Source organism: Opitutaceae bacterium (assembly GCA_015075305.1).
Classification (GTDB): domain Bacteria; phylum Verrucomicrobiota; class Verrucomicrobiia; order Opitutales; family Opitutaceae; genus UBA6669.
Window position 1 is genome coordinate 14,269 of sequence record JABTUS010000014.1, and the last position, 18,735, is coordinate 33,003.

At 62.4% G+C, this 18,735-nt stretch carries 17 protein-coding genes; 5 read left to right on the plus strand and 12 right to left on the minus strand.

The window, feature by feature from the left end; genetic code table 11:
- The first annotated feature begins 16 nt into the window (after positions 1–16).
- Positions 17–1,156, plus strand: a complete 1,140-nt coding sequence (locus HS122_20060; GenBank protein ID MBE7540691.1) for a DNA polymerase III subunit delta — start codon at positions 17–19, stop codon at positions 1,154–1,156.
- 129 nt (positions 1,157–1,285) lie between these two features.
- Here HS122_20060 and HS122_20065 read toward each other — a convergent pair whose 3' ends face one another.
- Both HS122_20065 and surE read right to left on the minus strand, forming a co-directional pair.
- The gene (locus tag HS122_20065) at positions 1,286–2,164 is read right to left on the minus strand and encodes a VPDSG-CTERM sorting domain-containing protein (protein MBE7540692.1); all 879 of its coding nucleotides are present in this window, start codon (positions 2,162–2,164) and stop codon (positions 1,286–1,288) included.
- A gap of 358 nt (positions 2,165–2,522) precedes the next feature.
- The gene (surE, locus tag HS122_20070; protein MBE7540693.1) at positions 2,523–3,323 is read right to left on the minus strand and encodes a 5'/3'-nucleotidase SurE; all 801 of its coding nucleotides are present in this window, start codon (positions 3,321–3,323) and stop codon (positions 2,523–2,525) included.
- Positions 3,324–3,414: 91 nt separating this feature from the next.
- Between surE and HS122_20075 the strand changes: the two genes are divergently transcribed.
- Positions 3,415–3,627: a hypothetical protein gene (locus tag HS122_20075; GenBank protein ID MBE7540694.1), complete on the plus strand. Its 213-nt coding sequence runs from the start codon at positions 3,415–3,417 to the stop codon at positions 3,625–3,627.
- Here the strand turns inward: HS122_20075 and HS122_20080 are convergent.
- Positions 3,575–4,387 (minus strand): hypothetical protein, encoded by an 813-nt coding sequence (locus HS122_20080; GenBank protein MBE7540695.1) that lies wholly within the window; start codon positions 4,385–4,387, stop codon positions 3,575–3,577. The two genes, HS122_20075 and HS122_20080, sit on opposite strands and share 53 nt — an antisense overlap.
- Before the next feature lie 3 nt (positions 4,388–4,390).
- The gene (locus tag HS122_20085) at positions 4,391–4,684 is read right to left on the minus strand and encodes a hypothetical protein (protein ID MBE7540696.1); all 294 of its coding nucleotides are present in this window, start codon (positions 4,682–4,684) and stop codon (positions 4,391–4,393) included.
- Between the two features lie 296 nt (positions 4,685–4,980).
- Here HS122_20085 and HS122_20090 point away from each other — a divergent pair, with 296 nt between their 5' ends.
- Positions 4,981–6,822 (plus strand): hypothetical protein, encoded by a 1,842-nt coding sequence (locus HS122_20090; protein MBE7540697.1) that lies wholly within the window; start codon positions 4,981–4,983, stop codon positions 6,820–6,822.
- A 10-nt stretch (positions 6,823–6,832) separates the two neighbouring features.
- Positions 6,833–7,759 (plus strand): hypothetical protein, encoded by a 927-nt coding sequence (locus HS122_20095; protein MBE7540698.1) that lies wholly within the window; start codon positions 6,833–6,835, stop codon positions 7,757–7,759.
- A 16-nt stretch (positions 7,760–7,775) separates the two neighbouring features.
- On the opposite strand, the gene HS122_20100 is transcribed toward HS122_20095, so the two are convergent.
- The 5 genes from HS122_20100 to HS122_20120 form a co-directional block, all read right to left on the minus strand.
- Positions 7,776–9,245 (minus strand): DUF1501 domain-containing protein, encoded by a 1,470-nt coding sequence (locus HS122_20100; GenBank protein ID MBE7540699.1) that lies wholly within the window; start codon positions 9,243–9,245, stop codon positions 7,776–7,778.
- Between the two features lie 12 nt (positions 9,246–9,257).
- Positions 9,258–12,401, minus strand: coding sequence for a DUF1553 domain-containing protein (locus HS122_20105; protein ID MBE7540700.1), 3,144 nt, complete (start codon positions 12,399–12,401; stop codon positions 9,258–9,260).
- An 87-nt stretch (positions 12,402–12,488) separates the two neighbouring features.
- A complete protein-coding gene (locus tag HS122_20110) occupies positions 12,489–13,187 on the minus strand; it encodes a hypothetical protein (protein MBE7540701.1) in 699 nt (232 codons plus the stop codon).
- Positions 13,188–13,260: 73 nt separating this feature from the next.
- Positions 13,261–13,761 carry a hypothetical protein gene (locus HS122_20115; protein ID MBE7540702.1) on the minus strand — a complete coding sequence of 167 codons (501 nt, stop codon included), beginning with the start codon at positions 13,759–13,761 and terminating at the stop codon, positions 13,261–13,263.
- An 83-nt stretch (positions 13,762–13,844) separates the two neighbouring features.
- Complete coding sequence (locus HS122_20120) at positions 13,845–14,603, minus strand: hypothetical protein (GenBank protein ID MBE7540703.1); 759 nt, start codon at positions 14,601–14,603, stop codon at positions 13,845–13,847.
- 260 nt (positions 14,604–14,863) lie between these two features.
- On the opposite strand from HS122_20120, the gene HS122_20125 reads away from it, so the two are divergent.
- Positions 14,864–15,361: an energy transducer TonB gene (locus HS122_20125; GenBank protein MBE7540704.1), complete on the plus strand. Its 498-nt coding sequence runs from the start codon at positions 14,864–14,866 to the stop codon at positions 15,359–15,361.
- Positions 15,362–15,401: 40 nt separating this feature from the next.
- Here the strand turns inward: HS122_20125 and HS122_20130 are convergent, their stop codons facing one another.
- From HS122_20130 to HS122_20140, 3 genes are all read right to left on the minus strand, one after another.
- Positions 15,402–16,058, minus strand: a complete 657-nt coding sequence (locus tag HS122_20130) for a hypothetical protein (GenBank protein ID MBE7540705.1) — start codon at positions 16,056–16,058, stop codon at positions 15,402–15,404.
- 262 nt (positions 16,059–16,320) lie between these two features.
- Positions 16,321–16,521: a hypothetical protein gene (locus HS122_20135; GenBank protein MBE7540706.1), complete on the minus strand. Its 201-nt coding sequence runs from the start codon at positions 16,519–16,521 to the stop codon at positions 16,321–16,323.
- The gene (locus HS122_20140; GenBank protein MBE7540707.1) at positions 16,518–18,635 is read right to left on the minus strand and encodes a cytochrome b N-terminal domain-containing protein; all 2,118 of its coding nucleotides are present in this window, start codon (positions 18,633–18,635) and stop codon (positions 16,518–16,520) included. The genes HS122_20135 and HS122_20140 overlap by 4 nt, the downstream gene beginning before the upstream one ends.
- Between the last annotated feature and the right edge of the window lie 100 nt (positions 18,636–18,735).

Consider the following 18,735-nt stretch of genomic DNA (forward strand, 5'->3'; position numbering starts at 1 on the left):
CGCACGCTTGCATCGCATGTCTGAAAAGCGTTTCCAATTCATCTGTGGGGCGGATGACTTCCTCGTCAATCGTGCGGGGAAGGAGCGTCATGACGCGCTGGCGGAAGAAATCACGGATGAATTTTCGCGCGATACACTCAGTGGATTCGCCAACAATGTCGGTGAGGTCGAGGCTGCGGTGAATCGTTTTCGAGAGAGTGTCCGGACGATCTCCATGTTCGGCGGGCGGCGGCTGGTATGGCTGAAGGATGTGAACTTCCTTGCCGACACCGTCACGGGGCGGGCTGAGGGCACGCTGAGCTGCGTCGAGGACCTGCAGGAGATTCTGGAAACGGTCGATCCCCAGCACGTGGCGGTCCTGATCACGGCGTCACCCATCGATCGACGCCGGGCGTTCCCAAAATGGTGTGAAAAGCACGGCGATTTCGTCCTGGTGGGCGGTGGCGAGGGTGGGGCGACCGCCGAGGCGCTTGCCGGGATTGTGATGGCGGAAGCCAGAACGCTGGGAGCATCGTTCGGGCCCGGAGCGCTCGATCTGCTTCTGGCCAAGGTGGGTGCGAACACCCGGTTTCTGATCGAGGAAACGCGAAAGCTTGCAACCTATGCCATGCTTCCCGGCGTGCCGTCGGATGCTTCGACCGGGCGAGTGCTCATCGAGGAGCGCCATGTGGCGGAGCTGACCCCGAACGTCGCGGAGGGCGATTTCTTCGAGTCGGCGGAGGCGTTCTTCAGTGGTGATCTCGTCCGCACGCTCAAGGCCCTCGAATTGCACTTTTTTAACGGTGGTGACTCCCGGCCCGTGCTTGGAGCGCTGCAGAACCGCAATCGCCTGCTGCTGCAGATTCGTGCACTTGTTGATGCGGGGGAGGTGCGCGTCGGTCCGCGCGGGCTGGACGGCTTGTCACGCGCGGCGGGCGAATATGGCCGCCATTTTGCTGGTGCGGCTGACAAGAGCTCCTTCAATCTTTTCAGCCAGAACCCCTGGTATGCTGGCAGGCTCGCGGGTGGCGGAAAATTGCCGTCGATGAAGAGGCTGATCGACAATCAGTTCGAATTCGTGTCGGCCTTCGAGGAGATCATTCGCCGGCCAGGTGAGCAGCCGGAGGTGTTGCGCGATATGGCTGTACGCTGTCTGGCACCTGCCGCGGCGGGGTAGCGGCAGGTCTTTGATGCAGTTCTGCGAGCATTGCCGGATCCCGTGTGTCAAGGCGGTGCGACTAAAAAGGAAAGACCCGCCCCAGTGAGAGGGCGGGTCTTGAGTCAAAATGGAATCAAGCCAGGCAGATCAGGAGGCTTGCCTGCGACGGGAGATTCCGAAGAGAGCGAGGAGGCCCGCGCCGAGCAGCAATGCGGTGGATCCTGTATCAGGAACACTCGTGGCGCCACGCACTTCGAAGTTGTAAGTCCTGCTGGTACTGCCGGTGTTGATCGAGACGTTGTCGAAATAGTCGTCCTGGTTGATGTTGTAGGTGCCAATGCCCATCTGAAGACCGATCACGCGAGCATTGGGGAAATCAATGGGGTCACTGCTTTGGAATGCGGTCGCCCACTCGGCGAGCGAACGCAACGGCGGACCACCTGCGCCGCTGGGAATTTCAAATCCGCCATTCCACCACCAGCCTCCGGCGTTGTCGTTTCCGGATCCGGTATTCTGATCAATTGACAGATTGATCCAATCACCCTGTGTTGGGGTTCCCGCTCCATTTGGGAGGAGGTTCCAGTACGGCTCGTATACAAGCGCGCCATAGTTGTCGCCAGATCCTGGCCCCGCAATGAGAAGCTTGATCGATGGGGCGGCAGCCGTTTCGGAGGTCGGGGACTTGAAGTAGCTGTAGCCCAGACTGATGTCAGCCAGCACGCTCGAGGCCGCGCCAAAGTCCCTGTAAGTGGTGACTTCTGCCTTGGCCGCAGTTGTCCCGTCGGTCGTCAGTCGGGCGGCCCCGGTGGGCAGCGGCTGATTGTTTTCGAGATTTCCACCGACGCCCGAAAGGTCGACGATGGTGGCGGTTCCGCCTGTGCGGACATCATTGGAATACCAGGCATCCGGCACTTCCGAACCGGAAGCAACGGGAGTCTGAAAGGAATTGACGACGACTTGGCCAAAGCCTGGAGCCGCAATCAGGAGCGCAGTCAAGGCGGAGGCCGCTTGAACAACTAACTTCATGGCTGAATTTATTAAGTGAAACTGAACGTTGACCGGGAATTTCAGTTTGCGTGGTCATACGCACTTCCCGGATGGAATTACGCAGTGCCTAGCAAATTGTGTGCCGATCGCAAAAGCAGCCGTATTTTCTCCGCATGAGTGTCAATTAACTAATTACAAATAAACATATTGTATGCTATTGTACCATGTCTAATGAATCAAAGAATTTATGCTAATCGAAAAGGTGACTGTAAATGACTTCGACAGCGCTCATCGGATGAAATTTTCATCGATCATCACACCAATCGCGTAGGGCATTTCTGGCGGAAGCCATTGGATCGATCGCGGTCAGCAACGACCGACGGCACTCGCATCGCATTCAAACCTGTGGCACCGCCTGGAGGTTTCCAAGCGCCCGATAATCGATCAAGGTGTGGCTGATGCGGCCGGACTGGATTGCGCGATGGTCGGTGAGCTGATCTTTCGGCGAACAATCCGTGCCGTCCCGGAAAATGAATCGATGGGTGCCGTCATCGGCTGCCGGACTGAACAGCCCGGGCACGATGATGTGCGCGGGGATCGTGCGAACGACCTCGGCATCCGGACGGCATGCGAGCGGAAAGTTGAGGTTGTGCACGATGAACGAACGGGACGGAGTCTCTTCTGCGAGTGACGGAACCATTCCGGCCGCGCGGGCAGCCGAAATCCGCACTGCCGCCAGAAGTTCCGCATCTGGCCGGCCCGATGCCAGCCGCAGGCGCTCGTAAAGCGCGGGCGACATCTCCTGGGAGAACGCCATCGCCGGATAGCCGTGAACCGCACCCTCCCAGGCGCCTCCGATCGTTCCACTGGCGAGGATGAAGCCAAGGGATGTGTTGCGTCCGATGTTTATGCCGGAAACAACCGCATCAATCTGAACGTCGCGCGGCAGAAGATGCGCGAGACCGATGTTGACGCAGTCGCTCGGAGTCCCGTCGACGCTCCAGGTTTCGCAGCCAAGGCCGACATCGACCTTTTCAGAGGTGACCGGGCGATGGCGGGATTTTGCCGCGCCGATCCAGCTCTGCTCCAACTTGGGCGCGACCACGTAGAGGGTGTGTCCCCCGGCACGAAGGGCGTGCACGAGTTCGTGAAGAAAGGCTGAGCCGATGCCGTCGTCGTTGGTTGCGAGAAGATTCATCGTCACGACGGTAGCGTGCGAGCCCATCCTGGCGATTCAGGAAACATGCACCGCCTTGCCTCGTACCGCTGCCTCGCCTAGGACATGCCGGATGACATCCCTCGACAATCTTACCGCCGCGTTTGAACTGCTATGGGAGGCCAAGGTCCATATTTCGCGAGCGACGGAAGGCCTGGATGCGGACTTTGCCGCACGGGTGCGGGAGGTGCATGGACAGGTTGCGGCGACGCGGGATCAACTGCAGCACCTGCTCATCGAATTGCAGGAGAAGCATCCTCCCGCTGCGCGCCAGCCTCCGGCATGACCCTGCGAATGGCGTCGGGAGGCGTGCCGGGAAGGTTTTTGCGGGTGTCGTTGGTTTTCCATCGACCTGAAAAATTCGGGTTGGCCCAGCAATGGCGGCAGATGTCCATGCGGCCCATCCGTTTCTCCTGGTATCCCGCCATGTAGTTCATGCCGAGCGGGACGGCGATGTGCGGAATCTGCATCACATCGACGCCCTTCGCCCTGGCGGCACCGAAGACAGGCGGGCCGCAGTACGGGAAAATGTGATCATTGAACAGCATCGGACCGAAGCAATTGCACCCACCGGTCGCCGGGGCGGTCGCGGTGGGGTCCACCGAATGCTCCCAGAAATAGGTGCCATCCCAAAGAGAGATTTTGGCTCCATATCGTTCCCGGAACCGCGCCAGCGCTTCATGACGATTGTAATTGGAATAAACCGACACGAACAGTCGGTCGAGGCAGTCCATGCCTTCATCGCTGATGCGATCGAGCAGGAGGCCGTTCGTGACCATGGTCATCCAGCCGATCGAACGGGAGCGCTTCAACCGGCGCAGGCCCTCGTTCAGGTGTTTCCAGAGAAAGGGCTCGCCCGGTCCGTGGATCGAAAGCGAGCGAATGAAATAGTCCGAGCGTTCCGTGTAGAACAGGAAGCGATCCAGTTGCTCAAGGGAGAGCTGGAACCCCTTGACATGCCGCATCAGATCAGCGTGCGCGCAGAGCTCGCAGTCGTTCTGGCAGGGAGAGGAAACCTCCAGTTTGAACTCGTAGATGGTCAGCATCGCTCAGGATGGTTGCGTCGGATCCTTGGGCACCGGCGTCGCATTGGCAGCAGACCCGGGTGACGCAACGACGGGGGTCATGGACTGGTTTCTCGTGGCATGAAACAGAATCCGACTGATGTCTATTTCCGACAAGGCGCCCTGCCCCTGAATGATCGCCGGCAGCACCAACACCTGTTCCTCAATGGACTCCACGAATTGGAACTTGAAGTCGGACGGAACCGGATGTTCGGCCACCTGCTCCAATGCGGCCCGGGGATCCGAGAGAGCCAGTGCGCGATACTTCCGATCAAACATGGCTCTGCGGAACACGGCGCGTACCGCGTCGTTCCATCGTTCGTTGGTCCATCCGTCCATTTGTCGCAACGGTTTTGGGCGCGATGGTTGAAGTCAACCCGCAAGGCCGTGTGAGGCCGAGGGCTGGCACCCGTGCCGCGTCCAGAGTGCGCATGCGCAAGAACTCTCGCGTCGCGAAAAGGCACATGGCGATCAGTTTCAAAGTGCGGGTGCGAAGATTGGAGGATTCCACAAGGATTTCCCAATGCGCTGCTTTGCGGGCTTTAGTTTGAGCGAAAGCCCGCTAGTTTTTCCGGATGAAGTCCTCCCGTCGGCACTTTCTTTCAACTGCAGCGGCGGGTCTGGCGTCGGCTCCATGGATGAGTGCCGCGGCATCGAAGTCATCACCCGCACCCGTTTCGCAGCCTGGCCAGTCCGCAGGCGCAATCTCCCCGATGCGCGACTACCTGCGCCGGCACCACCGGAATCTTTTCACGACTGATTCCTGCACGCCTTTCTACAATCCGGAAATCTACCAGTCCGAGGACTTCACCCTGAAGTCCGGACAGGGAACCACGGGAACGCAGACGATTCCCGTGGGAGGACCGTACAAGGTGGCCGCGATCCGCAACTTTGTCACCACGGTGGCGCGGAACGGAGTGGACACGTACCTGGTCAATCCCAACGCATCGCGCGCCTGGTATCCGAGTCGCAAGGTGCCGCGGATTCTCGACGGCTATCGTCGAGGCGACCGCGAGTTCTTTCGGGGTCATGCGATCTGCGCTGGAATCACTGAACCGACGGCAGTGGAGGGCTTCCTGGACCGCATGGTGGCTTTCTACGGCTGTTATCTGGATCTTGAGGAGGCGGGTGTCGACTGGGTGGCCGAGTCGGCTAGGGCGGCGCGCGAGGCGGGCATGGCGCCCTGGGCAAGCATACGGATGAATGACTTTCATGGCTCCGAAAACATCGAGGGCAGCTTCATGAATCATCCGCTTCTGAAAAATCCGGAGATGCGGCTGAAGCGGGGATCCTATTCGCCCACCATAAGGAATGCGAATTATCGCACGCCGCTGAACTACGAGAAGCAGGAGGTGCGCGACGCGATGATGGACCAGATCGAGGAGATTGTGAACGACTACGAGTTTGAAGGACTTGAGCTCGACTGGTTGCGCAATCCCAACTGCTGCGAACCAAACGCCGGCAGGGAAACCATCGGGATGATGAATGACTGGTTTCGGCAGATTCGGAGGCTGACTCGGGCGCGTTCGGCCAGGACGGGCAGGCCCTATCCCCTCGGCATGCGCATCCCCGGGACGTTGGAGACGATCAAATCCATCGGATTGGACATCGTCACGCTGTGTCGCGAGGGCACGCTCGATTTCATCAGCCCTTCGGCGTTCTGGTGCACGTCGTGGGAAATGCCGCATGATGAACTGCGACGCGCCGTCGGTGATGGTGTGGCCATTTACGGTGTGATCGAGGATGGGGTCAACACACTGGCATCGCGATCGCCTGAATTCGACATGACTCAGCGGCTGCGCTACATTTCATGCAGTCCGGAGCACCTCAACGCCAACGCCGCTGGCAAGCTGGTGCTGGGCGCCGACGGCATCGAGTGGTTCAATTTTTTCTGCACGGAGCAGGTGAGGCTTCCGGGGCTGACGTCCGACTATTCACTGCTGCGGGGCAAGCAGGATCTGGACGGGCTGCGGGGCCGGCCCAAGCACTATTCATTTTCCATCTGGTCGAACTTTTTCACGCAACTGCCCTTTGAAATACCCACCCAGCTTCCGGTTGTTCTCAATGCGGGCTGGCAGCATTCGTTTCGCCTGCCGATGTGCGAGGAGCCGCCGGACCGGAATCTCGAGCTGGTTGTGCAGGTGATTCTGAAGGCAGGTGAAAAGTTCACCGCCCTGCCGGTGTCCCTCAACGGCTGCTGGCCGACGATCGAATGCACGCCGAACGATCAGCTGCTCTTTCCAGCCGGTTCATTGACGCATCACGTTCCGGAGAACACCGGATATGATTTCAAGTTCCCTGTCTCGCTGATCCGCGATGGATGGAACGAGATCATTGTCGAAAACGGCGGCAGCCAGCCGATCACCGTCGTCTGCATCGAGCTTGCAGTCCGCCCGGGCGAACGGACCGGCGCATGAGAATTTCCCCATGAAAACTACGATCCCTGAGGCTCTCAAGGAGGACATGCCCCACACGCTTTGGGGCAAGGTGCTGAGCGCGACTCCCGTTGTCATGACGGTCGTGGCCACGATGCTGGCCGGACTGTCATCCAGTGAAATGACGCGCGCGCAGTATTCGCGGTCGCTGGCCGCGCAGCAGCAGTCGAAGGCGGGAGATCAATGGAACTTCTTTCAGGGTAAGAAGCTTCGCGGCGTCGTGCACCGGAACACGATCGACATGATTTCGAGCACGAGTGAAGTGGGTGAGATTGACGAGGCCGGTGTGAGGCAGGCGCTCGGCCCGGCCGGCGCCATCCTGGACAGCGCCGAGGGAGGGGCGACGCTTCAGGCGTTGAAGGACAGGACGATTCCGGCGGTGTCGCCGGGCTTTGTGCCCACCGCTGAGATCGCCTCGGTGCTCAAGGCCGTGGAGCATGCGAAGCCTGACGATGAGATTCAGCCGCTGCTAGCGCGGGTTGACGACGAATCGCTTGCGCAAGCTGTAAAGTCAGCGCGGGATCAGGCCACGGCGCTCGATGGCCTCACCACGCCGATCGGCAGGACGCTTGATGGGGTTGAGAGGAGTCTGGCTGGAATCGCCGGACAGCAGGAGGTGAAGCGGGAATTCACGGTGGCGCGACTGATGTTCCATGCGAGGCGCTACGATGCGGAGGCTCGCATCAACCAGGTGGTGGCGGAGCTCTACGAACTTCAGGTCCGCAAGAGCAACGCGTCGGCTGAACGTCATCATGTGCGCAGCCAGCGGTTTTTCTACGGCATGCTGGCCGCACAGATGGGAGTGATCGTGGCGACTTTCGCCATGGCGGCGCGGAAGCGGAACTTCCTGTGGTCGATCGCCGCGGTCGCGGGCGTGATCGCCGTGGGATTCGCCGTGTACGTCTACTTGTACGTTTAGGCGGGTGCTCGTGCGCTCAAGCAAGGATGTCTTTCACGACTTCGCCATGGACGTCGGTGAGGCGGTACTGGCGGCCCTGAAATCGATAGGTGAGGCGCGTGTGATCGATTCCAAGGGTGTGCAGGATCGTCGCCTGCAGGTCGTGGATGTGAACGGGTTTGTCCGCGACATTGAATCCGAAATCGTCGGTTGAGCCATGCACAATTCCAGGCTTCACGCCTCCCCCTGCCATCCAGATGCTGAAGGCCCTGCCGTGATGGTCGCGGCCGTACTTTTCGCGTGACGCCTCGCCCTGTGCGTAGGGTGTACGCCCGAATTCTCCGCCCCAGATGACAAGAGTTTCGTCGAGCAGGCCGCGCTGCTTGAGATCCCTGACGAGCGCGGCGCTCGGCTGGTCGACATCCATCGCCAGGCTCGGCAGGCGGTCGTGCAGTCCGCCGTGGTGGTCCCAATCTCGGTGATAGAGCTGGATGAAGCGCACACCGCGCTCGGCGAGACGACGGGCCACGAGACAGTTGCGCGCGAAGGTGCCGGGCTCGTGCACCGCGGAGCCGTAGCTTTCAAAAGTCGCTGTCGACTCCTTTGAAAGATCCATCAGTTCCGGCACGCTGGTCTGCATGCGGTAGGCCATCTCCGCCTGGGTGATGCGGGTCTCGATCTCGGGATCACCCGCCCGTGCAAACTGCAGTTGGTTGAGCTCCGCGGCCCCGTCGAGCATCATTCTGCGGCGCTCGCGCGTGAGGCCGGGCGTGTCCGAAAGGTAGAGCACCGGTTCCCCCGCGCTGCGGAACTGCACGCCCTGGTGCCTGCTGGGAAGGAAGCCGCTTCCCCAGAGGCGTGCCAGAAGCCCCTGGCCGGCGCCCTTCTTGTTGACGGAGATGAGCACGACGTACGACGGGAGGTTTTCGTTCAACTGCCCGAGCCCGTAGTCCGTCCATGCGCCCATGCTCGGGCGTCCCGGCAACTGGCTGCCAGTCTGGAAGAAAGTGATGGCCGGATCATGGTTGATCGCCTCGGTGTGCATCGAGCGGATGACGCAGATTTCGTCCGCTATCCCGCGCGTGTATGGCAGCAGATCGCTGAAGAGTACTCCCGATTTTCCCCCAGGCTGGAAGCCGAACTTGCTAGGCTGAAGCGCGAGGCGGGACTGCGATGCGACCATGCCCGTGACGCGCTGACCCTGGCGAACGGAGTCGGGCAGATCCTCATTGAAGCGCTGGCGCAGGACCGGCTTGTCATCGAGGAGATCGAGGTGTGAGGGGCCGCCCGACTGGAACAGGCAGATGATGCGCTTTGCGGTGGGCGCGAAATGTGGTAGGCCCGGCAGTCCGCCGATGCGTGCGCCGGCGGAGAGTGCGGCTGGCGGTTCGGCGAAAAGCTGACCGCGGAAGAGATGGGCGAGCGCGGCGGCACCGAGTCCAAGGCCGGCCTTGGAGAGGAAATCCCGCCTGGAATGAATCTGCTCGTAGTTGTTGCAGCACGACATGGGAGTTTCCGGTTAGTTCTTTGTGATGGTTTCGTCGAGCGACAGGATAAGGCTGGCCACGCTTGTGGCCGCGGCGAGTTCGACGGGTGGAATCATGGCGTCGACCGCGGACCCGCCCGTATGGGTGACATACGTATCGGCCTCCTCGGGATGCGCCGCGAAATCGATCCGGAGCCGGTTCCACGTCCTCGCGATGACTCCTGCCTCGGCATCGCTTGGCCGGCGTCCGGTGCTGGAGAGGAACGCAAATTCGGCGCGTTCGCGATCGCCGGGTCCGCCTTCCCTCAGCATGCGCGTGGCCAGCCGGCGCGCCGCCTCGACGTACCCCGTCTCGTTCCAAAGCGCCAGGGCTTGGAGCGGAGTATTCGTGCGCGAACGGCGCACGGTGCAGAATTCGCGGTCCGGCGCATCCAGCGAAAGCATCATCGGATGCGGCATCGTTCGTTTCCAGAACGTGTAGAGACTTCGCCGATGGAGATCCTCGCCGCTGCCAAGCAGCCACTTGGTGCCCGGGTAGGCGGCGCCGACGACGATGGAGTCATAGAGTCCCTCGGGCTGGTACGGAAACACGCTCGGCCCGCCGATGCGCGGCGCGAGCAGGCCCGACACGGCGAGCGCCTGGTCGCGTATCAATTCCGCGGGAAGCCGCACCCTCGGACCTCGCGCGAGGAGCCGGTTCTCAGGATCACGCGCCACGAGAGCTGCATTGACCGCGGAGCTCTGCCGGTAGGTGGACGACAAGACCAGCTCTTTCATGAAGGCCTTGATGTTCCAGCCTCCGTCGACGAACTCGCGCGCCAGCCAGTCGAGCAGTTCGGGATGGCTCGGCCATTCGCTCTGCGACCCGAAATCCTCAAGTGTCTTGACCAATCCGGTGCCGAAGAGCTGCGCCCAGAAGCGATTCACAACAACCCGCCCGGTCAGGGGATGGTTCGGCTGGGTGAACCAGCGCGACAGACCCAGGCGATTCTTCGGGGCGCCTGCGGGCCAGGGAGCGAGCAGCTTTTCAGGTACTCCCGCGTCGAGCTTTTCGCCATGCGCATCATAATTGCCGCGGACGAGCAGGTAGGTTTGACGCGGTGTCGCCATCTCCTCCATGACCATCGTCGTGGGAATTGTGCGGCGCAGGGCGAGGAGTTTTTCGGACATTTCGATCTCCTTTGCGAATATCTCCCGGCTCGCGGCGGAATCGCTCAGCAGTGCTTCAGCAAGCCACGCGGTTTCGTGAGGCTGGGGACCGCCCGCATCAATTGATGCCAGCGCGCGAGGCAGCGCGGTGGCGCGGAACAGCGTGCGGATGGTTTCACTGGAGGCCGCCGGGGCGGCGCGGCGCAGGTCCTCGAGCGTGCCAACAAACCGGGTGGCGCCGGCGGCGTTGTCGGTGCCAACCAAAAAATCGCGCGTCCCCGGACCACCGTGAAGATCGTCGTAGAGGGTGCGGCAGGCGATTTCACGGCCGTCCACAAACATGCGCACATCAGCCGCGGTCCTGCCGCCGGTGTAGGTCACGGCGATGTGATGAAGCTCATCAGTCTTGAGCCCGGCGCCATCCGTGCGCACGGTGACGGAATAGACAGGAAGCCGGTCAGCGATGCGGAGCTCCAGTTCCCCGTTGATCAGCCTGAGTTCGCGACCCTTGCCGAAGGAGGTGTCGGCGGGTGAACCCTGGTGATTGGTGCCGGAGAACAGGGCGACGTCGGCCGGATTGCCGCCTGAAGGGCGCAGCCAGAGCGCGACTGTGACGCCATCCTTGTGGGTGAAATCGAATGTGGAACCCGGCAGCACCGGGGCACCGGCCTTCTCGTCGGGAGCAGGGACGGTGATGGCTGAGATGGATTTGTTGGCTTCGATTGCGGTGCGTGCGGCCTCCGCCAGGAGATTGATCTGCGGTCGCAGCGATTCGTCCCAGTTCCAGCTCGCCTGCGCCGCCTGGACGGCGGCCTGCGATGCGGCGAGATCCTTTTCGAGCCGGGTCAGCGCCGCCTGCTGCTGCCGGGTGGGTGCCGGGATCATGGGCACGGCATTGGCCACCCTGCCATCCTCGCCCCACTCGGGCACATTGTTGAAGAAGGCGGAGAGGCGGTAGTAGTCGCGCTGCTCGATCGGGTCGAACTTGTGATCGTGGCAGCGAGCGCACTCGAAGGTGAGTCCGAGCCAGGCTGTACTGACAGTTCGGATACGGTCGGCGACGTACTCGATGCGGTACTCCTCGTCGATGATCCCACCCTCGCTGTTGATGACGTGGTTGCGGTTGAAGCCCGTGGCGATGCGCTGGTCGAGGCTTGGCGAGGGCAGGAGGTCGCCCGCGAGCTGCTCGGTGATGAACACATTGTACGGCTTGTTGGCGTTGAAGGCCTCGATCACCCAGTCCCGCCAGCGCCACATGGTGCGGGTCGAGTCGTTGTTGAAACCATGCGTGTCGGCGTAGCGCGCGGCATCGAGCCAGTCCATGGCCATGCGTTCGCCAAAGTGGGGGGAGTTCAGAAGCCGGTCGACGGCGTCCCGGTAGGCGGATTCCCCGCGACGGGCTGCATCCGCGGTGAAGGCGTCAAACTCCTGTGGCGTCGGAGGCAGTCCGACGAGATCGAAGCTCACGCGGCGCAGCCACGCGGCCGGCGCCGCCTCGGGCGAGGGCGAAAGCCCTTCCGCGTGGAGTCGCTGAAGCACAAACGCGTCGATGGGCGAGCGTCCCCAGGATTTGCCAGCGATCCGCGGGACGGGCGGAAGCTGGGGAGGGATGAACGCCCAGTGCCGCTCGTAGGCGGCGCCTTCGGAGATCCACTGCTTGAGCAGCGCCAGCTGGGCAGGGGAGACATGTTTGTTGCTTTCCTTGGGAGGCATTCTTTCCGATTCGTCGTCGGAGAGGATGCGCACGATCATTTCACTCTCGTCGGGATTGCCGGGGATGATGGCGAAGAAGCCGTCTCGGTCCTGCGTGGCGCTCTCGAATTCATCGAGCCGCAGCTTCGCCTCGCGATGCGCGCGATCCTGTCCGTGACACTGGAAGCAGTTTTCCGAGAGGATCGGACGGATGTCCCGGTTGAACTGAAGCGGTGTCGCAAAGAGATCCAGCACCGAAATGCCGAGGACTGCAAAGGCGCGCAGCGCGAATCGGAGGCAGGGCGTGCCGGAATGCGAGGGCGATGGGGATGACATGGATTCCGTCGGCTTGAAATGAGCCTGCCGTGATGGGTTGGGAATAGTTGAGAGCGAGGATTCGGGCCCGCCAGTCTGAACATGCAGTCAGTCCATGAAAGTGGGGCATGCGTTTTCATCGCCATGCCCGTCGATGCGTGCGAAATAGCGAAAATTGGCGCTGGCACCTGCGTTGGGACAGGCCTCAGGCAAGACACAGCTGCTGGGGTATCCCTGGAATGAATACGTCATCCATGCCCGGCAGAGTGGGGACTCTGCGGTTGCAGGCGATGGCCCAGAGCTCCCATTGGCCGTCGATGTAGTTGCGATTGGCAGGGAGGGCGCATGCCTGGGCAAAGAGGTACCAGGCGCCGCCGATTTGATAGAGGGCCGGGTGGCGACGTGATAGAGGGTGTCGTCGCGATAAAGTCCCTCCCATTTTGTCTGGAGCACGGTGTCGACCTCGAGTTGCCTCCAGTCTCGGTCCGGGTGTGCGCTCACGGCCATGACCGGGCGCCAACGCTGGCCCTTGTTGAGTCCGACCTCGATCAGGAGCAGGTAGGTATGCCCGATCTTCTGGATCTGGTGCCATTCGTAGTAGGCGTCGCGTGTCGATGCGAAGATCTGACCCATGCCCCGCGGATCCGAGGCGTTGAACTGGCGCGTCCAGTGTCCGCCGTCGGTGGAGGTTGCGAGGCGGATTCCCGGCAGTGTGCCGTCCCTGCCGCGGTAGGAATAGTACATGAACCACTGCCATGAGCCGGGCGTTCGGCCGGGTTCACGCCAGACCGCAGACTGCGACACCATGGTTTCGTGAAATGGAGCGCCGGGCTCGGGCGCGAGGATGGGAGCGTCGCCATAACGTTGAAAACTCCCTCGGTTAATGGAGGCATACCGTCGCCGACCGGTGCGATAGCGAGTCCGATATGGTCTGGATGTTTCCAGCCGTGCCTGAGTAATAGAGGTAGTAGGCATCCTCCTCAGGAACGTGGAGGACCGTGTCCGGGCGCAGGGTGCGTGCGTCCCAGCCGCTGCCGCGGGGGCCAAAAACTGGGTTGGCGGGGTCCTGGTGCCAGGTAAAGGGATCCGACACGCTGGCCCAGGCCTTGCCGACCTCGCAGAGAAACCGGTCGCTCTTGGGAACTCCGGAATAAAACATCACGAGCCTCGAAGGATCGCGGGGATTCGGCAGAATGCAGGCCTCCTGAAGCTGTTGGGACTGCCAGGCTGCATCGGAACGGTGAATGATGATTTCGCCCCGGATCGTTTGCGGGGCTGGATCGCGCGCGCTGGCAGGCGGAATCGCCGCAAACGCAAACAGTGCGGCCAGAATCGGCGACACAGCAATGCGCGAGAAATGGGGAGATGCGCGGAAGTGCATGCGTTGCGGCAGGTCCGAGGCAAGACACATTCACTTGCCAAGGCGAGACTTGGCGGCGGTGCGAGTTGACCAATTTGCGAATCTCAACCGTCCGAGGTTCGTTCGCGCCTGACGGCGACAGTCTCAGGGGGCGGTGCGGCGCTGGCGGCTGACGTCGCTGATTCGGCGGCCGGTGCCGCCGGCGATTTCAATTGACGATCGCATTCGGCGATTGTGCGAAAAAGGGCGTTGATCTCCTCCATTTCCCCGGGTGTCAGCTTTGTCTTTGGCACCGTCCGATCCGAGTAGTAGTAGGCGAGAGCGGGGTTGTATTCGAGATTGTCCCCGAGGTACACGGTGCCCGGATCGGCACCGGCGGCGAGGTATCCCTTGGCATCGTAGTTCTTCTGCTGGGTCGCACGTACGTCGACGTTCGCGAAATCCGGCGCGCCCGCGGGCTCGGGGTACCACGCGCCCTGGGTTGTGTGCACGCGCATGTGCACGGTGCGCGCGAGGCTGGGAGCTGGCTGGTTGACAATGGTGCGGACTCTGTCTTCCGCGCGGGCGCGCTTCAGTCGAATGGCCGCGATCTCGAGATGAGCGGGCCGGGTTGCGGAGGTTGACGCGGGTGAGGATGGTGATGCGTCGGACTGACGTGGACGCGGAGGAAGGGAAATCTCCACGACTACGTTGTCCTTCAGTCTGAGAATCTGCCGAGGGTAGCGAAGCACGCGGACGGATCCGCTCTCCATCCGGCTGGCGGGCTGGCCGTGCAAGGCGATGACCTCCTCATAGGTCTGCCCGATTTGAGCGGCGTCGGCCGCTGCCGCGAGAATGACAAGACAGGGAATGACAAGTTTCATGTCGGTGACTCGGAAAATCATGCCGAAGCTTTCCGCATAGAGCGGTCATCGCAGGCGTCCAATTCTGTACCCACCCTGCTTTTGATGAAATCCTTACGCAACGCGCGCGCGCAGCGGAAAGCGTGGCTGAAGGCACGCGTTGAAATGGGGAATATTTGAAGGTGCTCCGGGTGGGTTTCCCTATTGGGGCGTCGGTTGCCGCGGCGTGCTTTACTTCCGGTAAAACCGGGCTTTGCTTCACGATGTCCGACCGGACATCCATGGCCAATCGATCCACCTTGAAACGAGCTCTCGCCGCGATGATTGCATCCGGGGCCGGAATTGTCGGCGCGTACGCTGCGCCCTTTCCCTTCGATCTGGGTCTGCCTTCGTTTGAAGTGCTGATGCAGTCGTTGCCGAAATGGGGGGATAATCTGGTCGAGGTGAATGTCTCCCGCGAACGCTACGATGTCGTGCGCAACATGGAGAAGGGGAGCAAGCCGCCGCAGATCTACTCCTCTCCGGTGCTCATGCCGGCAGCCTGGCCAAAGGACCTGCAGCGCGGGGAGTATGAAGCGGTGTTTTCGTTTTCCCTGGATCGTGAGGGTGCGATCACGGACATCCAGCGACTGTCGGAGCTGCATCCGGCGCTTGAACGGGTGGCGACGCTGTACATTGCGCGTCTCCGGTATTCCCCGGCTGAAAGGGACGGAAAGGCGGCGCCGGCCCGGGCCGAGATCACTCTGCGGTTTCAGACGGACGGCATTTTTCCGGACTAGCCGAACGGGGTTGCGAAACGAAGGTCGCGTGGGTCGAGCCTCAGGCACGCGGACCGCGGGAGGGAGCATGCGGCTGCGCGGTGCCTTCGAGACTGCTCACCCGCCGCTCGATGCGTTCGACGGCGGACATCAGTCTCTGGTTGGCCTGGGCGACAGCGGGGTCAAAGGGCAGGGCGCGATGCGCGTCGGTGATGTACTGGCCGGACGTGAGGTGAAGTTGTGACTGCGCGCCGACAGCATCGGCGATCCGGTTCATGGCCCTCCACTGAAAACGACTCATCATGAGCAGGGTCAGGAGCACGGATCCGCCTGCAATGCCTGCGATCCAGAGCAGCGTGCGGTGGGAGCGGTTCGTCGTCTGCTCCTGCTGGAAACGATCATAGTCGGCGCGGGTAGCTGCCTCCTGCTGCCGCTGGTTGACCAGGATGAGAGACGCTTTCAAGGCATCCAGTCTGGCAGTGAGATCCTCATTCTGCCGGCGCGCGACCTCCTGCGCCTCGATGCGATTGCTCGCAATCGCGACCTGGGCGGCGCGCAGTTGCTCCCGCAGGAACTGGTACGATTCAAGAAGTTCGATGCGCGTGCGTTCGTCCGATGAAAGTCCCGGGCTGGCGGACGCGGCTGCTGGTGGGGTCGGTCTGGGAGTGACTCCGTTCGGGGGACTTTGTGCGAGGCAGAAGCTGGACGTGCTGCTCAATATCAAGGTCAGTGCGACGCACAATGACCGGTCTCGCTGCGGAAGAAAAGGGGTGTTTCGGAGGGTCACCGAAGGGAGGACGCTTCAACCGACGAGCCGGGTTGTCAACCCCGCCCCATTCCCCTGTGTTCCAGACTCGAGCCCGCTGATCGATGCATTGGAGGCGATCAGCGCCGAAAGGAGGTCGCGCCACGCGTTGGAAAGCCGCCTGCAGGCCCTGACATGCACCGGCGAGATCGGGCCTCTGCCGAGCCCTCGGGCTTTAATTGGGTTGGGCGGGCTTGGGTGAGGACAAGAGGTTCAGGCGGGCCTTTTCCTCCTTCTTCTCCTGCACGCGCTCGCTGGCTGGGATGGCGAATTCGGATCCCTTGAGAACACAGCCCGGGCGGCCGGGGATGCAGTCTGTCTTGAGCCGCAGGCAGTAGTCGCGCGCGATGTCAAAGTGTGGGCAGGAGTAGCTCATGGTTCAAATTCCCAGCCGCGCGTTGGCTCGAAATCGAGCACACTCAGGCGGCGTTCATGCGCGTCAACCTCTCCACTCCAGTTGTGCGGTTCTCCTGAACCGCCGGTCAGGAGCTGAACGGTGACGTGATGTTTGCCGGGCGCAAGAGGGAGGCGCAGCTCACCCGCGGAAGCGCCATCCGACTGGACTCCCTTGGGTTTGAAGTTGTGCTCCTGAACGACACCGTCGATCTCGAGCCGCAGCGTCACCGGTGAGCGCGCGCGTTTCGCCGGAAGCTTTCCCCTCATGTGGATCGGACGCGTGTCCTCGGCTGCGGGGACTGCGACCGCGGAGGTGCCGTCGATCCAGTCGCCGTAGGCGCGGAACATGACGACGAATTCCGGATGGGCGGGATCGGGATTGTGGAAGCGCGCACTGGAGGCGACCAGCAGCAGGGCCATGCCCAGCGCGGCGACAGCGATTCCCGTCATCCATCCGATGGCGCGTGATGCCTGGCGCTCGTCTGGAGTCTCCGCCTTGCACAGGGCGGCGGCGACGGCGGCCAGGCGCTCGGGACGCAGGGGATCGAAGTTCACATGGGCGACACGCCGCGGATCGGCGCGATTGGGTCGCAGTTCAGGCTCGCGCGTGCCCGCGATGCGGGCGGGCATCCAGCGATTGCCTTCACGGCCGAAGGACTCGCTCGAGCCGCAGCCCACGATCAGCACGGCTGTGGCGCCCTTGGTGATGAGCCGCTCGATCAGCTTGGGCTCGACCCAGCCGGAACAAGGCACCTGCCGGATTTCGTAGCCAGGAATCCGGCGGGCCCAGGCTTCGCGGTCAAACAGCTCCCAGCCGCCGTCGCTCTGGGCGCAGACGAACGCGAGCGGCTTGGGCGCGCCCTTCGAGCGCTGGGTCGCGACGAACTCCTCGAGTTCGCGTCCCACGCGGCGCGCGTCGAACCACGCCATGCCGATGGCCTGCGTGTCGCAGGAGCCCGTGCAAATGCCGCAGCCGATGCAGCGGTCGGGATCGATCTGGGCCTGCGACGGGAACGGCCTTCCGTCCTTGCGCGGCACCATCGTGATCGCGCCGAACGGACAATCGAGCGAGCAGAGCGTGCAGGAGAAGCAGCGCGAAGTCTCCACGGCCGCCTGGAATGATGCCCGGGGCCTGCGCCGCGCCATCCACCAGGGCACGGTTAAAAGCCCGATCGCGGCAAGACCGCCGGCCAGCCAGAGTCCGGGACCGCTCAGGCGCGTGCTCAGTTGCAGCGGCCAGAGGTACCACCAGTCCAGGCTGAAGGCGGCCGGCTTTACGGCCATCTGGGCCTGCGCGGTGTTGGTAGCCGGAACAATGAGCGATGCGGCGAGCACCGCTCCGACGAGCCAGATCATGAGTCTGCGGTCGGGCAGCAGCTTCGTCCGGCTGAGCCGCGCGAGGTGCAGCGCGAGTCCTCCCGCGATTGCCAGCGGCAGGGCCATGTGGAGGAAGAAGACGACAAAGAACAGCAGGGAAGGGACGGTGCGGTCCCGATTAAAAAGCGGCAGCATGGGCTCGCCAAAGATCGGGAGTACGTCCATCACCTTCATGGTTCCCTTTGCCACGAGCTGGGCGCGGTCGTCCCAGACCAGCCAGTATCCGGTCCACCCGATGAACCAGATGAGTCCCAGCATGGCGAATCCGCTGACCCAGACCAGCCAACGCGCCCCGCCAAACTTGCGCGCCAGGAAAACGCGCAGCGCGTGCATGAGAATCAGCAGCACCGCTAGATCCGACGAATAGCGGTGGATGCTGCGCACGATTCCACCCGCCGAGTAGGGACCGAGTGCTTCAAGCGAACTCCACGCCAGCTGCGAGCTGGCTGAATACCACAGGAGCATGAGAACCCCGGAGAGCACCGCGAGCACCAGCATGGCGTTTGCCGACGGCCCGAGCTGGGCGAGCGGATTGAACGCGCGCGGCCAGGCCCTCTCGATCAGCGTGTCAAGCCGCGTGAGCACGCCGTCGCCGGCTGAAAGCAGGCGCGCGCCGCGCACGGGCGGAAGCGGTGGTTCGACCGCGGGTGCGGTGCCCGGGACCAGCGTTTCGGCGAGTTCTTCGCAGTCGATGTCGGGATGGTGGTGGTGACTCATGCGGGTGAGTTGCTTCCTTGCTTTCGCGGACGATGATCGGTGCGGCGATCCCGGCGGAAGGTCACGACGAAGCGTGCCCCTCCAGCGGAGGGGGTGAAAC

Bases quoted from the DNA above. Each gene is read 5' to 3' on its own strand.
- HS122_20090 (MBE7540697.1), top strand. From the start codon at position 4,981: ATGAAGTCCTCCCGTCGGCACTTTCTTTCAACTGCAGCGGCGGGTCTG.
- HS122_20060 (MBE7540691.1), top strand. From the start codon at position 17: ATGTCTGAAAAGCGTTTCCAATTCATCTGTGGGGCGGATGACTTCCTC.
- HS122_20075 (MBE7540694.1), top strand. From the start codon at position 3,415: ATGACATCCCTCGACAATCTTACCGCCGCGTTTGAACTGCTATGGGAG.
- HS122_20095 (MBE7540698.1), top strand. From the start codon at position 6,833: ATGAAAACTACGATCCCTGAGGCTCTCAAGGAGGACATGCCCCACACG.
- HS122_20135 (MBE7540706.1), bottom strand. From the start codon at position 16,521: ATGAGCTACTCCTGCCCACACTTTGACATCGCGCGCGACTACTGCCTG.
- HS122_20120 (MBE7540703.1), bottom strand. From the start codon at position 14,603: ATGAAACTTGTCATTCCCTGTCTTGTCATTCTCGCGGCAGCGGCCGAC.
- HS122_20085 (MBE7540696.1), bottom strand. From the start codon at position 4,684: ATGTTTGATCGGAAGTATCGCGCACTGGCTCTCTCGGATCCCCGGGCC.
- HS122_20105 (MBE7540700.1), bottom strand. From the start codon at position 12,401: ATGTCATCCCCATCGCCCTCGCATTCCGGCACGCCCTGCCTCCGATTC.
- surE (MBE7540693.1), bottom strand. From the start codon at position 3,323: ATGAATCTTCTCGCAACCAACGACGACGGCATCGGCTCAGCCTTTCTT.
- HS122_20100 (MBE7540699.1), bottom strand. From the start codon at position 9,245: ATGTCGTGCTGCAACAACTACGAGCAGATTCATTCCAGGCGGGATTTC.
- HS122_20125 (MBE7540704.1), top strand. From the start codon at position 14,864: ATGGCCAATCGATCCACCTTGAAACGAGCTCTCGCCGCGATGATTGCA.
- HS122_20080 (MBE7540695.1), bottom strand. From the start codon at position 4,387: ATGCTGACCATCTACGAGTTCAAACTGGAGGTTTCCTCTCCCTGCCAG.
- HS122_20110 (MBE7540701.1), bottom strand. From the start codon at position 13,187: ATGGTGTCGCAGTCTGCGGTCTGGCGTGAACCCGGCCGAACGCCCGGC.
- HS122_20115 (MBE7540702.1), bottom strand. From the start codon at position 13,761: ATGCACTTCCGCGCATCTCCCCATTTCTCGCGCATTGCTGTGTCGCCG.
- HS122_20140 (MBE7540707.1), bottom strand. From the start codon at position 18,635: ATGAGTCACCACCACCATCCCGACATCGACTGCGAAGAACTCGCCGAA.
- HS122_20065 (MBE7540692.1), bottom strand. From the start codon at position 2,164: ATGAAGTTAGTTGTTCAAGCGGCCTCCGCCTTGACTGCGCTCCTGATT.